The organism is Yoonia ponticola, from assembly GCF_014199395.1.
Taxonomy (GTDB): Bacteria; Pseudomonadota; Alphaproteobacteria; order Rhodobacterales; family Rhodobacteraceae; genus Yoonia; species Yoonia ponticola.
Genome location: NZ_JACIJM010000005.1, coordinates 46558 through 62838 on the forward strand (window position 1 = coordinate 46558; position 16281 = coordinate 62838).

The 16281-nt window shown below is 55.6% G+C and carries 18 protein-coding genes; 3 read left to right on the forward strand and 15 right to left on the reverse strand.

Going from position 1 to position 16281, the window contains the following annotated elements; all coding sequences use genetic code 11:
• Positions 1-46: 46 nt before the first annotated feature.
• Positions 47-1228, reverse strand: a complete 1182-nt coding sequence (locus tag FHS72_RS09595; RefSeq protein WP_183528505.1) for an MFS transporter — start codon at positions 1226-1228, stop codon at positions 47-49.
• Between the two features lie 125 nt (positions 1229-1353).
• Here FHS72_RS09595 and FHS72_RS09600 point away from each other — a divergent pair, with 125 nt between their 5' ends.
• Positions 1354-2226 carry a LysR substrate-binding domain-containing protein gene (locus FHS72_RS09600; RefSeq protein WP_183528507.1) on the forward strand — a complete coding sequence of 291 codons (873 nt, stop codon included), beginning with the start codon at positions 1354-1356 and terminating at the stop codon, positions 2224-2226.
• Positions 2227-2228: 2 nt separating this feature from the next.
• On the opposite strand, the gene FHS72_RS09605 is transcribed toward FHS72_RS09600, so the two are convergent.
• The 9 genes from FHS72_RS09605 to FHS72_RS09645 all read right to left on the reverse strand — a co-directional run bounded on the left by FHS72_RS09605 (position 2229) and on the right by FHS72_RS09645 (position 10089).
• Positions 2229-3173 carry a phosphatidate cytidylyltransferase gene (locus tag FHS72_RS09605; RefSeq protein ID WP_183529107.1) on the reverse strand — a complete coding sequence of 315 codons (945 nt, stop codon included), beginning with the start codon at positions 3171-3173 and terminating at the stop codon, positions 2229-2231.
• A gap of 14 nt (positions 3174-3187) precedes the next feature.
• A complete protein-coding gene (locus tag FHS72_RS09610; RefSeq protein WP_183528509.1) occupies positions 3188-3853 on the reverse strand; it encodes a lysophospholipid acyltransferase family protein in 666 nt (221 codons plus the stop codon).
• Positions 3854-3922: 69 nt separating this feature from the next.
• Entirely contained in the window at positions 3923-4639 is a 717-nt protein-coding gene (locus FHS72_RS09615; RefSeq protein WP_183528511.1) for a lyase family protein, read from the reverse strand.
• A 3-nt stretch (positions 4640-4642) separates the two neighbouring features.
• The gene (locus FHS72_RS09620) at positions 4643-5347 is read right to left on the reverse strand and encodes an alpha/beta fold hydrolase (protein ID WP_183528513.1); all 705 of its coding nucleotides are present in this window, start codon (positions 5345-5347) and stop codon (positions 4643-4645) included.
• Positions 5344-6141 carry a 3-oxoadipate enol-lactonase gene (gene pcaD, locus FHS72_RS09625; RefSeq protein WP_183529109.1) on the reverse strand — a complete coding sequence of 266 codons (798 nt, stop codon included), beginning with the start codon at positions 6139-6141 and terminating at the stop codon, positions 5344-5346. Before pcaD ends, FHS72_RS09620 begins: the two co-directional genes overlap by 4 nt.
• Before the next feature lie 266 nt (positions 6142-6407).
• On the reverse strand, positions 6408-7604 hold the full coding sequence (locus tag FHS72_RS09630; protein WP_183528515.1) for an endonuclease/exonuclease/phosphatase family protein: 1197 nt from the start codon (positions 7602-7604) through the stop codon (positions 6408-6410).
• A 9-nt stretch (positions 7605-7613) separates the two neighbouring features.
• Positions 7614-8585, reverse strand: coding sequence for a threonine ammonia-lyase (locus FHS72_RS09635; protein ID WP_183528516.1), 972 nt, complete (start codon positions 8583-8585; stop codon positions 7614-7616).
• Positions 8582-9412, reverse strand: coding sequence for an alpha/beta fold hydrolase (locus tag FHS72_RS09640; RefSeq protein WP_183528517.1), 831 nt, complete (start codon positions 9410-9412; stop codon positions 8582-8584). Before FHS72_RS09640 ends, FHS72_RS09635 begins: the two co-directional genes overlap by 4 nt.
• Entirely contained in the window at positions 9412-10089 is a 678-nt protein-coding gene (locus FHS72_RS09645) for a haloacid dehalogenase type II (RefSeq protein ID WP_183528518.1), read from the reverse strand. Before FHS72_RS09645 ends, FHS72_RS09640 begins: the two co-directional genes overlap by 1 nt.
• Positions 10090-10218: 129 nt before the next feature.
• Between FHS72_RS09645 and FHS72_RS09650 the strand changes: the two genes are divergently transcribed.
• Entirely contained in the window at positions 10219-10653 is a 435-nt protein-coding gene (locus FHS72_RS09650) for an FKBP-type peptidyl-prolyl cis-trans isomerase (RefSeq protein ID WP_183528519.1), read from the forward strand.
• A gap of 319 nt (positions 10654-10972) precedes the next feature.
• Here FHS72_RS09650 and FHS72_RS09655 read toward each other — a convergent pair whose 3' ends face one another.
• Both FHS72_RS09655 and FHS72_RS09660 read right to left on the reverse strand, forming a co-directional pair.
• Entirely contained in the window at positions 10973-11761 is a 789-nt protein-coding gene (locus tag FHS72_RS09655; RefSeq protein WP_183528520.1) for an enoyl-ACP reductase FabI, read from the reverse strand.
• Positions 11762-11910: 149 nt separating this feature from the next.
• On the reverse strand, positions 11911-13140 hold the full coding sequence (locus FHS72_RS09660) for a beta-ketoacyl synthase N-terminal-like domain-containing protein (RefSeq protein WP_183528521.1): 1230 nt from the start codon (positions 13138-13140) through the stop codon (positions 11911-11913).
• A gap of 193 nt (positions 13141-13333) precedes the next feature.
• On the opposite strand from FHS72_RS09660, the gene FHS72_RS09665 reads away from it, so the two are divergent.
• Positions 13334-13903, forward strand: a complete 570-nt coding sequence (locus FHS72_RS09665) for a fasciclin domain-containing protein (RefSeq protein WP_183528522.1) — start codon at positions 13334-13336, stop codon at positions 13901-13903.
• A 157-nt stretch (positions 13904-14060) separates the two neighbouring features.
• On the opposite strand, the gene phoB is transcribed toward FHS72_RS09665, so the two are convergent.
• Genes phoB through pstB form a run of 3 tightly spaced genes read right to left on the reverse strand, consistent with a single transcriptional unit; the run spans position 14061 to position 16277 of the window.
• Positions 14061-14750 (reverse strand): phosphate regulon transcriptional regulator PhoB, encoded by a 690-nt coding sequence (gene phoB, locus FHS72_RS09670; protein WP_183528524.1) that lies wholly within the window; start codon positions 14748-14750, stop codon positions 14061-14063.
• Positions 14747-15469 carry a phosphate signaling complex protein PhoU gene (phoU, locus tag FHS72_RS09675; protein ID WP_183528526.1) on the reverse strand — a complete coding sequence of 241 codons (723 nt, stop codon included), beginning with the start codon at positions 15467-15469 and terminating at the stop codon, positions 14747-14749. The genes phoB and phoU overlap by 4 nt, the downstream gene beginning before the upstream one ends.
• A 10-nt stretch (positions 15470-15479) precedes the next feature.
• Positions 15480-16277, reverse strand: coding sequence for a phosphate ABC transporter ATP-binding protein PstB (gene pstB, locus FHS72_RS09680; protein WP_343042671.1), 798 nt, complete (start codon positions 16275-16277; stop codon positions 15480-15482).
• Between the last annotated feature and the right edge of the window lie 4 nt (positions 16278-16281).

Genomic DNA, 16281 nt, shown 5'->3' on the forward strand with positions numbered 1-16281 from the left:
TGACCTGTCGGCCTTTCGGGTGTGATTACTCGAAAGGCCGTCTATCTTAATCGATGTCTGGCAGAAGTGCAGTTAGGAAACCAAGAGCCAAGAGAACTGGCAGGTAGCTGAACACTTGCTGCATTCCGAACTGGTCGGCGACGGCCCCTAATGCAGCAGCACCAAGCGCGCCGATCCCAAAGGCAAAGCCAAAGACAAATCCGGAAACCATACCTACTTTTTGCGGCATCAATTCCTGCGCGTAGACCACAATTGCGGAAAACGCCGACGACAAAATCAACCCGACGATAATACTAAGCGCAATTGCCCCCGTGAGGTTCACGTGCGGCAGCAAAATGGCAAACGGCAACGCACCTACGATCGACACCCAGATTACTTTTTTACGACCGATGCGGTCACCGACAGGCCCGCCGACAAAGGTGCCAACCGCGACTGCGCCGAGAAAGATGAACAAGGTCGTCTGCGCCGCTTGGATGCTCAGCCCAAACTTTTCAATCAAGAAAAACGTATAATAGCTTTTGAAGGTTTCGACGTAAACAAACTTGCTCAGCAGTAATGCGCCAATGATCGCGAACAAAAAGACGAGCCTCTTTTTGGGCAGTTGCGGCAATGCAAGGGGCGGTGTTCCGACCGATTTGAGCATCCGTTGATGGTTTGTGAACCAACGCGCAACCCAGAACAACATCATCACTGCGAGGACGGCAAATAGCCCGAACCAGACCGTGCTAATGTGACCTAACGGCAGTACAAATAACGCAGCTGCAAGGGGGCCCAAGGCGGTACCCGCGTTGCCGCCAACTTGAAAGCTGGACTGCGCAAACCCGAGCTTACCGCCAGACGCCATCCGACACACACGCGATGCCTCGGGGTGAAACAAGGCTGATCCGATACCTAGAACGGTCGCGGCTAGTAACAAAAGCGCAAAGGAATTTGCTGTCGCGAGCATGACGATACCCACGGCAACCACGGCCATCGAAACGGCGAGGGTGTAAGGCTTGGGTTTCAGATCCCCATACAGCCCCATAATCGGTTGCAAAATGCAGGCGGTAATTTGCTGCGCCAACGTCAGAAGTCCGAGTTGGAAGTAGTTAAGGTCGTAATTTGCCTTAAAAACAGGATAGAGTGCAGGCAGCAGGAATTGGATCAGATCATTGATGAGATGAGTGCTGCTCACGACGAGGATCACCGAATACGACGTCGGTAGGTAGGTTGCTTTTTGCGTGGTCATTCTGGTTCTCTGTGTCGGTGGTGGGTCGCGCGATGCGACAACAATTTCCTCTCTATCGCACAGGTCACACGATACTTTCTTGCCAGAACGAACTCCGCTATAGTGTAGAAAATCTATAGGCTAAAATGTCATTGTCCCGCAGAATATTACCCCCTCTCAACGCACTACGCGCCTTTGAAGTTTCAGGGCGGCAGTTGAATTTCCGCGCTGCATCTGAAGAATTGGGTGTCACGCAAGGCGCAGTCGCTCAGCAAGTGCGCATGTTAGAAGAGCATTTAGGCACGCCATTGTTCCATCGTTTACCGCGTGGCGTCGCGTTGACCCCTCAAGGTGCCACGTATTTATCCGAAGTAACCCGCGCTTTTGATACGTTGAACAAGGCAACAGCACAGCTTCACAATCGCGCCGATGTGCTGACGATCAGCGTGACGCCAACGTTTGCTGCAAAAATGTTGATCCCGCAGCTGTCAGCGTTTCAGGCTGCGTTACCCGGAGTGGAATTGCGGACGGTCGCAACCGAGACTGTATCAGACTTTGATCGTGACCAAGTTGATATCGCTGTTCGGCAGAGCCGCCCGTCATTTGCGGCGTCGCTAGAGGCGAACCTACTGTTCCGGCAGGATTTGATCGTCGTCGCAAGCCCGCATTTGCTGGACGGCTTGCCACAACCGTTAACGCCTACGCAAATCCACGCCCTACCATTGTTACACGATGCCCATAATCACTGGCCGAAGTTCTTTGGTACTGTTGGAAAACTACCGGGTGCGGTGTTCAACCAGACATCGCTTTCGCTTGACGCGGCGCTCGCGGGGCAGGGGGTGGCGATTGCATGTCGTGCTTTTGTTCAAGCGGATTTGGATGCTGGACGATTGATCATGGTGTGTCCCGCAGGTTTTGAGGCGGGGTCTGATTTTTATCTTGTGCGCAAGCGGTCACCGCATCAGCGCGACACGGTTGATGCCGTTTGGGCGTGGTGCGTCGAAAACTGGACAAGGTAACCTTAACTGCCCCAAAAGTAGCGCGTCAGGTGGTAAAAAATTGGGGCCGCAAATATGACGCTGTCCAACTGATCGACAAAGCCGCCTTGGCCGGGAATCAGATGTGACCAGTCTTTCACGCCTCTGTCACGTTTGATCGCGGCGAAGACGAGGTTTCCGAACATGCCGACCAGTGACGCGATGCCGGCCATTGCCATCGCACCAAAGACGCCAAATGGTGTGATCCAGTTCAACAAAGCGCCGATTAAGATCGCGCTGCCAACGCCGCACGCCAAGCCTTCCCATGTCTTTGGTGACAATCCGGGCGCGATTTTGGTTTTACCGATGCGACGACCAAAGAAGTATTCCAGCAGGTCGCCAAATTGCACGACAAGCACCAAAAATCCGATCAGCAGCACAGAGCGGTCATCAATGCCGTTGAACGAGAGCGTCATCAATGCGGGCACATGGCTGAGGCAGAAAACGCTGATCATCAACGCCCATTGTGTTTCCGCGACGCGGATCAAGTAGCGGTTTGCGTCGCCGCGCAGGGCCGACACGATGGGCAGTAGCAGGAATGCATAGACGGGGATGAAAACGGTAAACAAGCCTTCCCAATCCATCCAGATAAACAAATATTGCAATGGCAGAACGGCAAAGAATGCAAGGGCGAGCGATTTGTGGTCCGCTTGGGCTTTGGTCGTGAGCGTCAGAAATTCGCGTAAAGCCGCGAAGCTTGCGAACAGGAACAAGATGATTACGGCCAGCCGTCCGGTCATCAGCGCGACGCCAACGAGCAACACAATCCCCCACCAACTATGCACGCGGGTCATATAGGTTTCGAGAACGGGATTGTTTGGCTCGATCCTTTGGCGGGCGCGTAAGACTTCGCCCAGTATCGTAAGCGCCATTAAAATCGCGATCACACCGAAAAATAGCAACAATAGATCAGAAGTCGCGCTCGTCATGTTCACGGTCGAATTCATGACGTCACCGCTGCTGTTTTGGGTTGCTCGACATCAGGGCGTAGGTCGGACAACGCCGTCGCGGCACGTTTCAAAAAGTCATCTTTGCTTTCGCCGTCGCGAACGTGGACAGGCGCACCAAAAGTCACGGTGCAAATCAGTGGCAAAGGAATAACCTCGCCCTTCGGCATGATTGTGTTCAAATTCGCGACCCATGTCGGCACCAAATCGATTTCGGGGCGGGCCAACCCCATGTTGTAAAGTCCGGCTTTGAACGGCAGTAGCGGGTCGTCGGTCATATTGCGGTTGCCCTCGGGGAAGATGATCAGCGACGATCCCTCGTCCAGCGCTTCTAGGATTTTGTCCATCGGTTTGTCGTTCACCTCGGGGCGGCGGTCGACGAGCACGCAGTTGAAAACTTCGGGACCGACGAACGCCCGAACGGGATTTGCGAGCCAGTAATCCGCCGCAGCGACAGGCCGAACCGTGCGGCGTAATGCAGGCGGCAGCACGGCCCAGATCATCGGCATGTCGCCGTTGGATGTGTGATTGGCGTAGTAAACGCGCTGGCGCGGCACAGGTTCAATACCCTGCCAATCAGCACGGACAGCTGTGATAAAACGGGCAAATAGCCGCAATGTATGGCCGACAACCTTGGCCGCGAAAGAGCGCAATAATTTCATTGCGCTACTTTGACGGGCGACGCGGGGTTTGGAAAGAGATGCTGTGGTTTTTCCAAGCGTTCACCGTGGCTAGGCCAGCAATCGGCCAAGCCCGAGCATCATTTGTGGTAGCGTCATGGCTTGAACAAGTTGCTCCGTGCCTTCGGGCGCTGTCTGCAGCGCGACGTTCATCTGCGGGATTTGGTGCTGAATTGCTTTCTGGGCTGGCGTCGTAGCCGAGTGTCCCATTGCGATTTCGCTGATCCAGTCGGCAAGTTCGGTGATGCTTTCGGTCGGGGCAGCACCACCTGCATCCGTTAAGCCTAGGCCCGTGGCAAGGCCCGCACGGACCGTGGCATCCGAATGATAAGCACGTAACCAAGTGGTCTTTGGCAGTGGTTCCACGTCGCCGCGTCGCGCCGCGATAATCTTGAGCGATTGGCGCAATCGCAGGGACAAACCCGTCGCTGCCGTCAACGCTGTGTTGCTTTCGAAGTGCACCCATTTGGCGTGCTCGGGCGCCTTCATTTCGAACTGGAAAGCCGCGACCAACGCTTGCACAGGATCGCCCGTTTTCGCTGTGACATTGGCAAGGCCAGCAGGGTCCACTTGGACTTCCATGCTGGCGCGTTGGATAGCTTTTGCTGATACTTCGGGCACCAAACCCATCTTGGCTTGGGTCAGCGCGAGCGTGCCCATCACAAGCAACATCGCCCGCAATTCAGCGGTGTCGCTGAACAGCGGCGCAAGGTCCGGATCGTGGAAAATCGCCCGCCATGTGGGGCTGTCGTAAAGGCTGGCAGTCATGTCTTAACTTTCTGCAATGCGGATCAATTCAGCGGCCAAAGCCTGCGGCGCTGATAGGAAGGGCGAGTGGCCAGTCGGTAAATCCGACACGGTGCCATTAGGCCAGTTGGCGGTGCGGGAAACCTGATAAGTGTAGGGGATAGTGCGGTCATTGCGGCACCGAATATAGTGACGGTCATGTGTGTGACCGCTGCCCGTATACGGCGTCGTCTGGGGCAAAACGGGTTGCGGGCACAGCTTGGCAATCGCCCAATCAGACGTGGCCCGATCGACGTCTTGATACAGGATGTCATGCGCAAGAGCAGGGTCAATCGTGACCGTCTTGCCATCGGTGCTAGGGATCATCGCGGCGGCTAAAGGTTGCGCATCGGCTAGCATCCGCATGTCCGCAATGGACTTACCAGCGTCGGGTACATGGGCGCAGAGGTACACCAATTTATCGATCAAATCGGGCGATAAATCGGCGACAACTGTGACCGGATAACCCGCCATCGAATGCCCGACGAGCACGGTTTTACCACGCATCGCGGCCTGAATTTCCTGCGCATACATATCAAGCGTGACTAACGCGCCGGACGTCTGATCTTTGCCATGAGATGGCAGATCAATCGCGCGCGCGGTGTGTCCGGCGGCGGTCAAATGCGGGATCACGTAATCCCAACACCACGCGCCATGGGCCGAGCCGTGTATCAATAAGAAATCGCTCATGTGGTCATGTGACCGGTGGCTGCGATGAAATCAATCAGGATTTTGGCGTATGCATCGGGGGCTTCGGCACAGGGCAGGTGCCCCACGCGACGCATCAGTGAAAACTGTGACCCGGGGATAAGATCAACGGTTTCACGTACCAGATCAGGCGGGGTTGCCCCGTCTTCTGATCCGGCGATGCCCAGCGTTGGTATCCGCAGTCCTGACGTCGGCGTGTAAAAATCGGTGCCCGCAATTGCCGCGCAAACGCCAGCGTAGCCCGCGGGCGGTGTGCTGGTCAGCATATCGCGCCAGTGTTTCAACTGCGGCGACATCAGGAAATCGCGGCTGAACCATCGTTGCATCGTGACATCAGCCAGCGATGACAGCCCTTTGTCCAGCACGGCATCGATCCGATCCTGCCACATCGGGCCGTTACCGATCTTGGCCGCTGTGTTCGACAGGACCATCGCGCGGATCAGATCGGGACGCTTTACAGCCAGACCTTGCGCGATCATGCCGCCGACGGACAGCCCGACAAATAGCGCATCCTTAACGGTAAACGCATCACAGACTGCCGCCGCATCCGACACCAACGCGCCCATTGTATATGGCCCATCTGGCACATCGCTTTGGCCGTGACCGCGTTTGTCATAGCGAATGATGCGCAAACCGTCGGGCAGCAGCGGCACAATGCCGTCCCACATATGCAACGTCGTCCCGAGCGAATTGGCGAAAACCAGTGTCGGCGCATTTGTGTCGTCAACACCGTCAAGGCGCGCGTGAAGTGTCACGCCGTCACGTTCTATTTTCATGTCACGCATGTTTTGAAGTCCTCGTCAGAAGTATCGCAAAAAAGAATCAAGCCGCGCAATGAGGTCTCCCTCGCGCGGCTTGCTCCCGTTATCCAGCAACTCTGTAAACAGAGGTGAATAACCCTCCCGCGGTTAGAAAATAGAGTTGGCATCGTTCTGTCAACAGTTTGATCTCGCACTAAAATTCGGGATAAATTGTTCCGGAAAATGTAAATAAACCATAGGTAGAGTGGTATTTCCTATAGGTTGTCAGGTGTCTAAGCCAGTCAGATCGCACCGCGCAATCGCATTTGCGCCATGATCTGCCCGTGATCTGACGCAAGCTTGTTATAAGGCGCTTCTGGGTGGCTGCCGTCCGTCAGGTGATCATTCAGAACGCTGAAATATTCCATGTCTCCAATGCGTTGATCGTAGTCAGGGGCAAAATGGCGCGACATCAAAATCTGGTCGATGCTCTCAAAAACACCGCCAAAGGCAGAGGTGAAAACCATGTCACGGGCCGACTTTCGCACGAACATCTTCTCTGCAGAATGCAGCCGAACCGCGTTAATCTGCTCTTGAATGACCTCGTTTTCGTGGTCCGTGTAGCGATCACCTTGGTGTTTCGCATCATGTCGGCGCATCCATGCGTAATTTTTAAACGGCACTTCACCGGTGATTATTTCCGAACTGACAGCGTGTTCGCTGTCGTTAAAGTCGCCCAAAACCATCACGGGGCGACCTAGGGTCAACTCATTTAGAATCGCCCGACGTAGCACCCAAGCCTCTGCCATGCGACGTAAACCTGCGCGCAGCGACCCCAAGGCGCGACCAGCCGCATCGTAATTCACCAGATCGGCGGCGGGCGGGAACGCAGCACCAGCAGGTTTGTCGAGTTCGCCCAGTTTGGATTTCAGGTGGCAGTTGAAAACGCTGATCACTTGATCGCCGACAGGAATACGGACCTTTATGATCGGGCGCGACAGGCGGCTAATTTTGTAGGTCCCGCCATCGCCGCCACCAAGATCAGCAAACGGAATTTCGAGCGGTTCAGGCAATTCTTGTAGAACCTGCGGCGCTTCCGCGAAGCCAAAGCGCGACAGCACAGCCACACCGGGCCGTCGTTCGCCGGGGCCGCCGTCATTGACGTTCGGCGCAAAGGCAAGTTCGGCCTGCGCGTAGGGTTTGTACGCCAGCTTGCGAAATATCGCTTTGCGCGCATAGCGTTTGCTCGGGTCCGGCACGTGCGCTTCGTTCGCCTCTATCCCAGCGGCGTCGCATTCGGCGATCACGGCTTGTAGGGAGGCTTCGTCGAAAATTTCCTGAAAACACACGATATCGGCGGACAAGTTCATCAATTGATCCGCGAGCCAAGCTTGCTTCCAAGCGTGTTCCTCGACCGTGTATTTTTCAAATCGGTAGTATTCTTGGTCGGCCCCGATCAGGTTTTTGACGTTAAAACTGGCGATTGAAAATTCGGTCATGTCGGATCCTTATTGCAGGGTCGCAAGAGCGCGGGCAAACATCGATGCGTCAACGTTGCCGCCTGAAATCACGGCGATTACAGTGTCTTGGGTCAACGTGTCGGGGTGAAATAACGCTGCTGCCAGCGCCACAGCACCGCCCGGTTCAGCCACCAGTTTCAACCGTTCAAAGGCGTGTCCCATTGCCCGAAGCGCGTCGTCGTCGCTCACCACGATACCCGCACCACAGAGCGATTTCATGATCGGAAACGTCATGTTACCCGCCTGTTGGGTCATAATCGCGTCGCAGATTGACCCTGCCTGACTTGCATTCTTTTCGATCTGGCCAGAGACCAGCGAACGGGCCACGTCATCGAAACCTGCCGGTTCAACTGGGCGCACAACCATGTCCGGCGCGTCGGCTTGCAACGCAAGCGCGATACCTGATGTCAATCCGCCGCCACCGCAACAGACCGCCACATCGGCGTGGGTGATCCCCATCGCCTTGGCGTCTTCTGCGATTTCTAAGCCAACCGTGCCTTGCCCCGCGATCACGTCCGCGTTGTCGAACGGTTTGATCAATGTCAGCCCGCGATCACGCGCCACTTCGTCGCCCAAGGCGTCGCGGTCGGTGGTGTGGCGGTTGTAAAGGATGACCTCAGCGCCAAGCGCTTTGGTGTTTGCGATCTTCAGCGTGGGCGCATCTTCGGGCATGATAATGACCGCTGTGGTGCCGTGCGATGCGGCGGCTAGTGCCACGCCTTGCGCGTGATTGCCGCTGGAAAACGCGATGACGCCAGTCTTGCGGGCCGCGTCGTCTAGGTTTGATACCGCTGACCAGCCGCCCCGAAATTTGAACGACCCTGTGTGTTGCAAGCATTCGGGTTTAACCAGCACGCGGCGTCCAGCGATTTCGTCTAGAAATGGCGACGACAGCAATGGCGTGCGGCGTGCATGGCCTTTGATCCGCAGGGCTGCGGCGCGGATTGCGTCGATGTTCATTCCATGTCCTCAAGCCACTCGTGCAACGCATCAAGCGCCATTTCTTCGTCCAGAAACGGCACATGCCCGCGCCCCGGAATATCGGCGCGGATCATATCAATACGGCGTTCCAGCATCTTGTCTGCAGTTGCCTCGGATAGCAGGTCCGAATTTTCACCACGTATCAGGCAAAGCGGCAGACCGAGCAGCGCATCATAAAGCGGCCAAAGATCAGGCGCGGGCTGCGTTCCAGCCTCTAACACCGCTTCGCGCAATTTCGGATCGTAGCGCAGCTCGAGCCCGTCTTCCGTCTCAATATAGTGGTTTTCGACCTCAGTCAGCCACCGCGCCATAGGCACATCGCTAAAATGCGACCATGCTTTCGCGCGAAATGCAGCGGCCTCTGCATAGGTTTTCTGCGCAGGACGACGACCGATATAGTCCTTGATCACGTCCAAACCACTGTCCGCCAGTTCCGGCCCAATGTCATTCAGTGCAACGCCCAGCAGGCGATCATAAGCCGTCGCGGCGAGGAACATCGCGATCAAACCGCCACGCGAGGTTCCCAAAATTGCGGCCTTTTCCAGACCCAAATGATCGAGCAGCTCTAAGACATCCTGCGCCTCGTGTGGCACGGTGTAGGTGCTTGGGTCAGCCCAGTCGGATTGCCCGCGCCCGCGATAATCGAGCCGGATCAACCGTACCGGCATCATCGTCGGCAGGTGCGGCGCCACATGATCAAAGTCACGACCATTGCGCGTCAATCCTGCAAGGCACAGGATCGGGATGCCATTACCTTCGTCAGTATAATAGAGGCGGGTGCCGTCTTTGGTGTGGAATTCAGGCATTATGTCAGGTCCGGAATTGAGGTCAGGTCAGTCAAAACATGGTGCGGTTTAGCGTAAAGTCGGTCCATGGGTTCGCCCGCACGGTTCACCCAAGCGGTGGTAAATCCGTAGCCCGATGCCCCCGCCGCGTCCCATCCGTTTGAAGATACAAATAACACTTCATCGCGGGCGCAGCCGTAGTGGGCTTCGACCAGATCATACACCGATGCGTGTGGTTTAAAGACGCCGACGGTTTCAACCGACAGGCTCGCGCTGATAAATTCGCCTAAACCCGCCGACTCGACGGCCCCCGCCAACATGTCAGGCGATCCGTTGGACAATATCCCGGCCTGCAATCCGCGCGCGTTCAGTTCCGCCAACATGTCAGGCACTTCGGCGTAGGCAGGTAGTTCCCAGTACAGCGCAAGCAGGCGCTCGCGCAGCTCAACGTCGTCTAGACCTGCGGCCTCCATCGCCCAATCCAGCCCGTCTTGGGTCACTTGCCAGAAATCGCAATGCTGCCCCGCGACGGCTCTTAACCACGTATATTGCAACTGTTTCAGCCGCCAATCCCGTGCGACTTGTGGCCAAACGGCGGCCAATGCATCGCGTCCAGGTTCTGCAGCGGCAAGCCTTGCCGCCGCGTTCACGTCAAATAACGTCCCATACGCATCAAAAATGCAGGTTTTGATCGGCATTTATCTCTCCCAGCGTCATTTTCCGTAACGTTGCCATGCACAGGGCAGAACGAAAAGGGGCAAAGCGGTTTGCGCCTCGGTGTCAGTCCCTGTTAGGGTCCCCGCGATCTGAAAATCGAAAGGAAGAATATGTCACAAGCAAAGCAGGGCGACACAGTCCAAATTCACTACAAAGGTACATTGGACGACGGGACCGTTTTCGATAGCTCCGAAGGGCGTGACCCGCTTGAATTCGCTGTTGGCTCTGGCATGATCATCCCGGGTTTGGACGTTGCTATTCCCGGCATGGCTGTTGGCGACAAAAAAGTCGTGAACGTGCCTTGCGCGCAGGCCTACGGTGAAGTGAACACGGAAAACCGCCAAGCGGTGCCGCGCGATCAGTTCCCTGACGACATCCCGATGGAAGTTGGCACGCAGTTGCAGATGCAAGGCGAAGGCGGTCAGGTCATGGTTGTAACTATCGCTGAAGTTGCAGATACCGAAGTCACGCTGGACGCGAACCACGCGCTTGCCGGCAAAGATCTGACGTTTGCGATTGAAATGGTCGGCATTCAGGCTGCCTAAAAAATATGCCCCGCAGACCTACGAGCCTGCGGGGCATACTTACAAAACTGTTTACTACTCGATATGCAACTATCGCTAAGGCGACATGGTTAACACGAGGTTAACTTTGCAGCGCGTGCTCGGCACGTCAGCGATGCTCTGGAAATGTGTTGCCTTTAGATTGCATTTTCGCGTCGCCCCGAAAACTTAAAGCGGCAGAACAACTCTCCCAAACGATCAAATTGCGCTATTGTCGCCGCAATTCATCAGGTGGAAACGTGAAGTCAAACAATATTCGTTGCCAACCTTATGACCCGTAGTGCCGCCGCGGCACGGTCAATTAAAGGTTCTCACCCTGCGGCATCCCAAGAACATGGTAGCCGCCATCAACACGAATAATCTCGCCCGTGGTGCAAGCACCCGCATCAGAGGCAAGGTAAACAGCCGTGCCGCCAACCGCTTCTAGGGTCGCATTGGACCGCAGCGGCGCGTTCTCGCCAGTGTGCTTGTAGGTCTTGCGCGCGCCACCGATCGCCGCACCAGCCAGCGTTTTCATCGGGCCGGGGCTGATTGCGTTGACGCGAATACCGTCGGGACCCAGATCATTGGCCAGATACCGCACGGCACTTTCCAACGCAGCTTTGGCGACGCCCATCACGTTATAACTCGGCGTGACGCGGTTCGAACCTTGGTAAGTCAACGTCATGATCGTGCCGCCATTTGGCATCAGATCATGCGCACGACGGGCGACATCGATCAGGGAATAACAAGAAATCTGCATCGACTGGGCAAAGTTTTCGCGGGACGTGTTCATAATCCGACCCGTCAATTCGTCTTTGTTCGAGAAGGCAATCGCATGGACCACAAAGTCAATCGTGCCCCATTTATCCTTGATACCCGCAAAGGCTGTGTCCATCGACGCTTCGTCCGTGACGTCAACGTCAACCATAAAGTCGGAACCAACAGACGCGGCCAGCGGCTCTAACCGTTTGCCAAAAGCTTCACCTTGATAAGTAAACGCAAGCTCCGCGCCAGCCTCTGCCAGCGCCTTGGCAATGCCCCAAGCGATAGAGCGTTCATTGGCGACGCCCATAACCAAGCCACGTTTGCCTTGCATAGAAAGTGTCATCTGCGTCCCCTGAGTTGTTGATTTCTAAGTGGACGTTTTGTCGCGGGAGGTCAAGTTTATGGTGGCTATGATGCCAATCTACAGCGTTCTTCGTTTCGCTTTGGTAAAGCTGGGCAGGACAGCGCGTTTGCTTGTCCTGCCCGCCGTTTTTACCCCGTAAACTTCGACAACAGCATCGAGCCGTTTGTCCCGCCAAAACCGAACGAGTTGGTCATGACCGTATCAAGCCCTGCGTTCTCGACCATTTCAGTGGCGATTTCTTCGGGTTTCAACGCAGGATCAAGCGTTTCGACGTTGATCGACGGCGCGATGAAGTCGTGTTGTAGCATCAGCAAGCAATAGACTGCTTCGGATGCGCCGGTTGCACCTTGGCTGTGGCCTGTCATGGACTTGGTGGATGACACGGGCGGGGTGGATCCTTCTCCAAACACGCGCCGCACGGCTTCGATTTCGCCAACGTCGCCCACTGGCGTCGATGTGCCGTGTGCGTTGATGTAGCTGATCTTGCGACCTTCTGGCAGCGTTTTCAGCGCACCGCGCATCGCACGTTCACCGCCCTCACCGGATGGGGCAACCATATCAGCGCCGTCAGATGTGGCCGAGAAACCCGTGACTTCCGCGTAGATTTTCGCACCGCGTGCTTGGGCTGCTTCTAGGCTTTCGAGCACAACCATCGCACCGCCGCCTGCGATCACAAAACCATCACGGCCAGCGTCAAAGGCGCGAGACGCTTTTTCTGGGGTGTCGTTATATTTGGATGACATCGCGCCCATCGCGTCGAACAGGCAGGACAATGTCCAATCGAGTTCCTCGCCGCCACCCGCGAACATCGTGTCTTGTGTGCCAAGCGCGATTTGCTGGGCCGCCATGCCGATGCAATGCAACGATGTGGAACAGGCCGACGTGATCGAAAAGTTCATACCTTTGATCTGGAATGCAGTCGCCAAGTTCGCAGATACGGTGGACGACATGGTTTTCGGCACCGCAAACGGCCCGATGCGTTTCGTGGCACCCGTGTTTTCCACAACCTTGTGTGCGGCAAACATTGCAGATGTGGACGGACCACCTGAGCCGGCAATCACACCCGTCATCGGGTTCACGACTTGGGCCTCATCCAGACCCGCGTCTTCGATCGCTTGCTTCATCGCGATGTAGGAATAGGCCGCACCCGGTCCCATGAACCGCAACGTGCGCTTATCAACGTGGTCGGCTACGTTCAGTTTGACGTTGCCTGCGATCTGCGACCGAAAGCCGTGTTCGACCATATCAGCATTTGCTTCAATTCCGGATTTTCCAGCTTTCAAAGAGGCCAAAACCTCGTCTGCATTATTTCCGATGGGGGATACGATCCCCAAACCTGTGACGACGACGCGACGCATGTTCAGTCCTTTTCTTAAGTCGAGGTATGTGTAGGCGAGGGGGGATTACGGGGCAAGAGGCAAGGCGAAAACTGCTGCTTTGCGTCGCCTCAAAAAAAAATTGAAAATTTTTGAAACTCATTTTGAGGATCGTCCGTGGTTGTAGGCAAGTCAAAGCGATCATGCTTCGACACTTCACACTCGGGAGAGACCAATGACTTTTACGAAAACACTCACAGCTGCTGCCGCAATCATGTCCATCACAGCCGGTGCTGCGTTCGCTGACGGCCATGCGATGAACCCAACAGTTGGTGGCGCAGAAATGTCGACTGAAATGAACATCGTTGAAAACGCGATGAACAGCCCGATCCACACAACGCTTGTGGCTGCTGTTGTTGCGGCTGACCTTGCTGAAACACTGTCCGGCGAAGGCCCGTTCACAGTATTTGCACCAACAGATGACGCATTCGCAGCCCTGCCAGAAGGCGCAGTAGAAGACCTGCTGAAGCCAGAAAACAAAGATCGTTTGACACAAATCCTGACTTGCCACGTTGTTGCCGCTGACGCGATGTCCGACGCAATCCAAGGCATGATCGCTGATGACAACGGCAAGCACCCTGTGCCAACTGTTGGCGGTTGTACGCTTCAGGCGACTTACACGGATGGCATGATCATGCTGGAAGACGAGCAAGGCCGCATTGCGACTGTGACCGTTGCTGACGTGAAACAGTCTAACGGCGTGATCCACGTGATCGACACAGTACTTCTGCCATCCGCGTCTTAAGAACGCGATAGTTCGAGCCTCGCGGTTCGTTAGGCACCCCAATCCGCGCGGCTTGAAGACTGCACCGCCCTTGCAAAAGGGCGGTGCATTTTGGTTTGTCTACATGGTCATGCAACAGGTCTCAAAGTGTCATGCGATCTCATGGCGAAGGCAGGCGTCACCCCAAGGCATATCCAGCGCCGCGCACCGTCCGGATCGGATCAGCGCCGCCGTTCTGGCAGATCACCTTCCGCAGCCTGCCGATATGTACGTCGACGGTGCGGGTATCGACATAGATGTCACGGCCCCACACACGATCAAGCAGCTGTTCGCGGCTCCAGACCCGGCCCGGTTTTTCCATAAACGTGGACAATAACCGGAACTCGGTTGGTCCAAGTTTCAGCGCCTTTTCATCACGCGAAACCTTGTGTGTCTCACCATCCAGCGTGATGTCCTCGAACTGCAAGGACATACCAACAGCCGCAGGCCGTACCCTGCGCAACTGGTTGCGCACACGCGCCATAAATTCGGCCACAGAATAGGGTTTGGTGACATAATCATCCGCACCGGTTTCCAACCCACGCACGCGGTCCACGTCTTCGCCGCGTGCAGACACCATCACAATCGGGATCGCGCGCGTCGCGGGCTGTAGTTTCAGCCTGCGACAAATCTCGATTCCCGACACGCCCGGCAACATCCAATCAAGCACGATCAAATCAGGCACATGCTCCTGAACGCACAACAATGCTTCGTCGCCGTTTTCGGCCGATATGACCGTTACGCCCTCCGCTTCTAGGTTGTAGACAAGCACCTCGCGTTGCGAAGCCTCGTCTTCAACGACGAGAACCGTCGGCTGGCCTGCGCTCATGCTTCACCTAAATCTTCTGGTGTGGTGAAGGCGGTAAGATCGCTTTTGGGGCGGTCGTCGTCCGGCATTTCGCCTGTCACCAGATAAATCACCTGTTCAGCGATAGATGTGGTGTGATCGCCCATGCGTTCGATGTTTTTGGCGATGAAATGCAGGTGCATACAGGCCGTAATGTTCTGAGAGTCTTCCATCATATGGGTTAGCAATGACCGGAACAGCGTATTATACATCTCGTCCACTTGATTGTCGCGGTCGCGGACGTCTTCTGCTTTAGCGACATCGCGCTGAATGTAAGCTTCAAGCACGTCTTTGATCATGCTGCTGACCGCGTTTTGCATACCGCGCAATGCGGCTGCGACACCGTTGATCGGCTTCGCATTGGTCAGAACCGTTGTGCGTTTGGCGATATTTTTCGCGTAGTCACCGCAGCGTTCCAGATTGGAACTGATGCTCATAACGGTCAAAACGGTCCGCAAGTCGCTGGCCGTGGGCGATCTGGTGGCAAGGATGCGGGCGCATTCGTGCTTGATGTCCTCGTCCAGCGCGTCGATTGCCTTGTCATTCTTGCGAACGGCTTCGGCTTTTGCCAAGTCATTGGTTTCCAATGCGATGGCCACTTGGGCCATGGCTTCTTCCACGAGACCTGCCATTTTCATAACTTTGGCTTGTGCGCCGACAAGATCGCGGTCGAATGCGCTGACGATGTGTTGCGTAGTCATGGTAGGGCTCCTATCCGATCCGGCCAGAGATATAGCTTTCGGTACGGGGGTCTTTGGGGTTCGTGAAAATATCGTCGGTGCTGCCATATTCAACTAGATTTCCGAGGTGGAAAAACGCGGTCTTCTGGCTCACGCGGGCGGCCTGCTGCATCGAGTGGGTGACGATGACAACGGTGTAGTTTTCGCGCAGTTGGTCGATCAGTTCTTCCACTTGCGACGTCGCAATCGGGTCAAGCGCTGAACACGGCTCGTCCATCAACAGAACTTCGGGTTCCGTTGCAATCGCGCGGGCAATGCAAAGACGCTGCTGCTGACCGCCAGACAGGCCAGTACCCGGCGCATGCAGGCGGTCTTTGACTTCGTTCCAAATCGCACCGCGGCGCAGGGATTTCTCGACGATTTCGTCCATGTCAGCCTTGGACTTTGCAAGACCGTGAATTTTCGGACCGTAAGCGATGTTGTCATAGATCGACTTTGGGAATGGGTTTGGTTTTTGGAAAACCATGCCGACACGCGCCCGCAGTTGAACCGGATCAATGTCGCGATCATAGATGTCTTTGCCGTCGATCAGGATGTCCCCTTCGACGCGGCAGATATCAATCGTGTCGTTCATCCGGTTGATGCTGCGCAAGAATGTAGATTTGCCGCAGCCAGATGGACCGATAAACGCAGTCACTGTCCGCTCTTTGATCTCGACATTTACGTCTTTGATCGCATGGGTATCCCCGTAATAGACCTGCACATTTTTGGCGCTGATCTTGGTGTTGTTTGCATCAACGTCTTTGCTAACTGTTCTGAGGTCGTCCACGGCC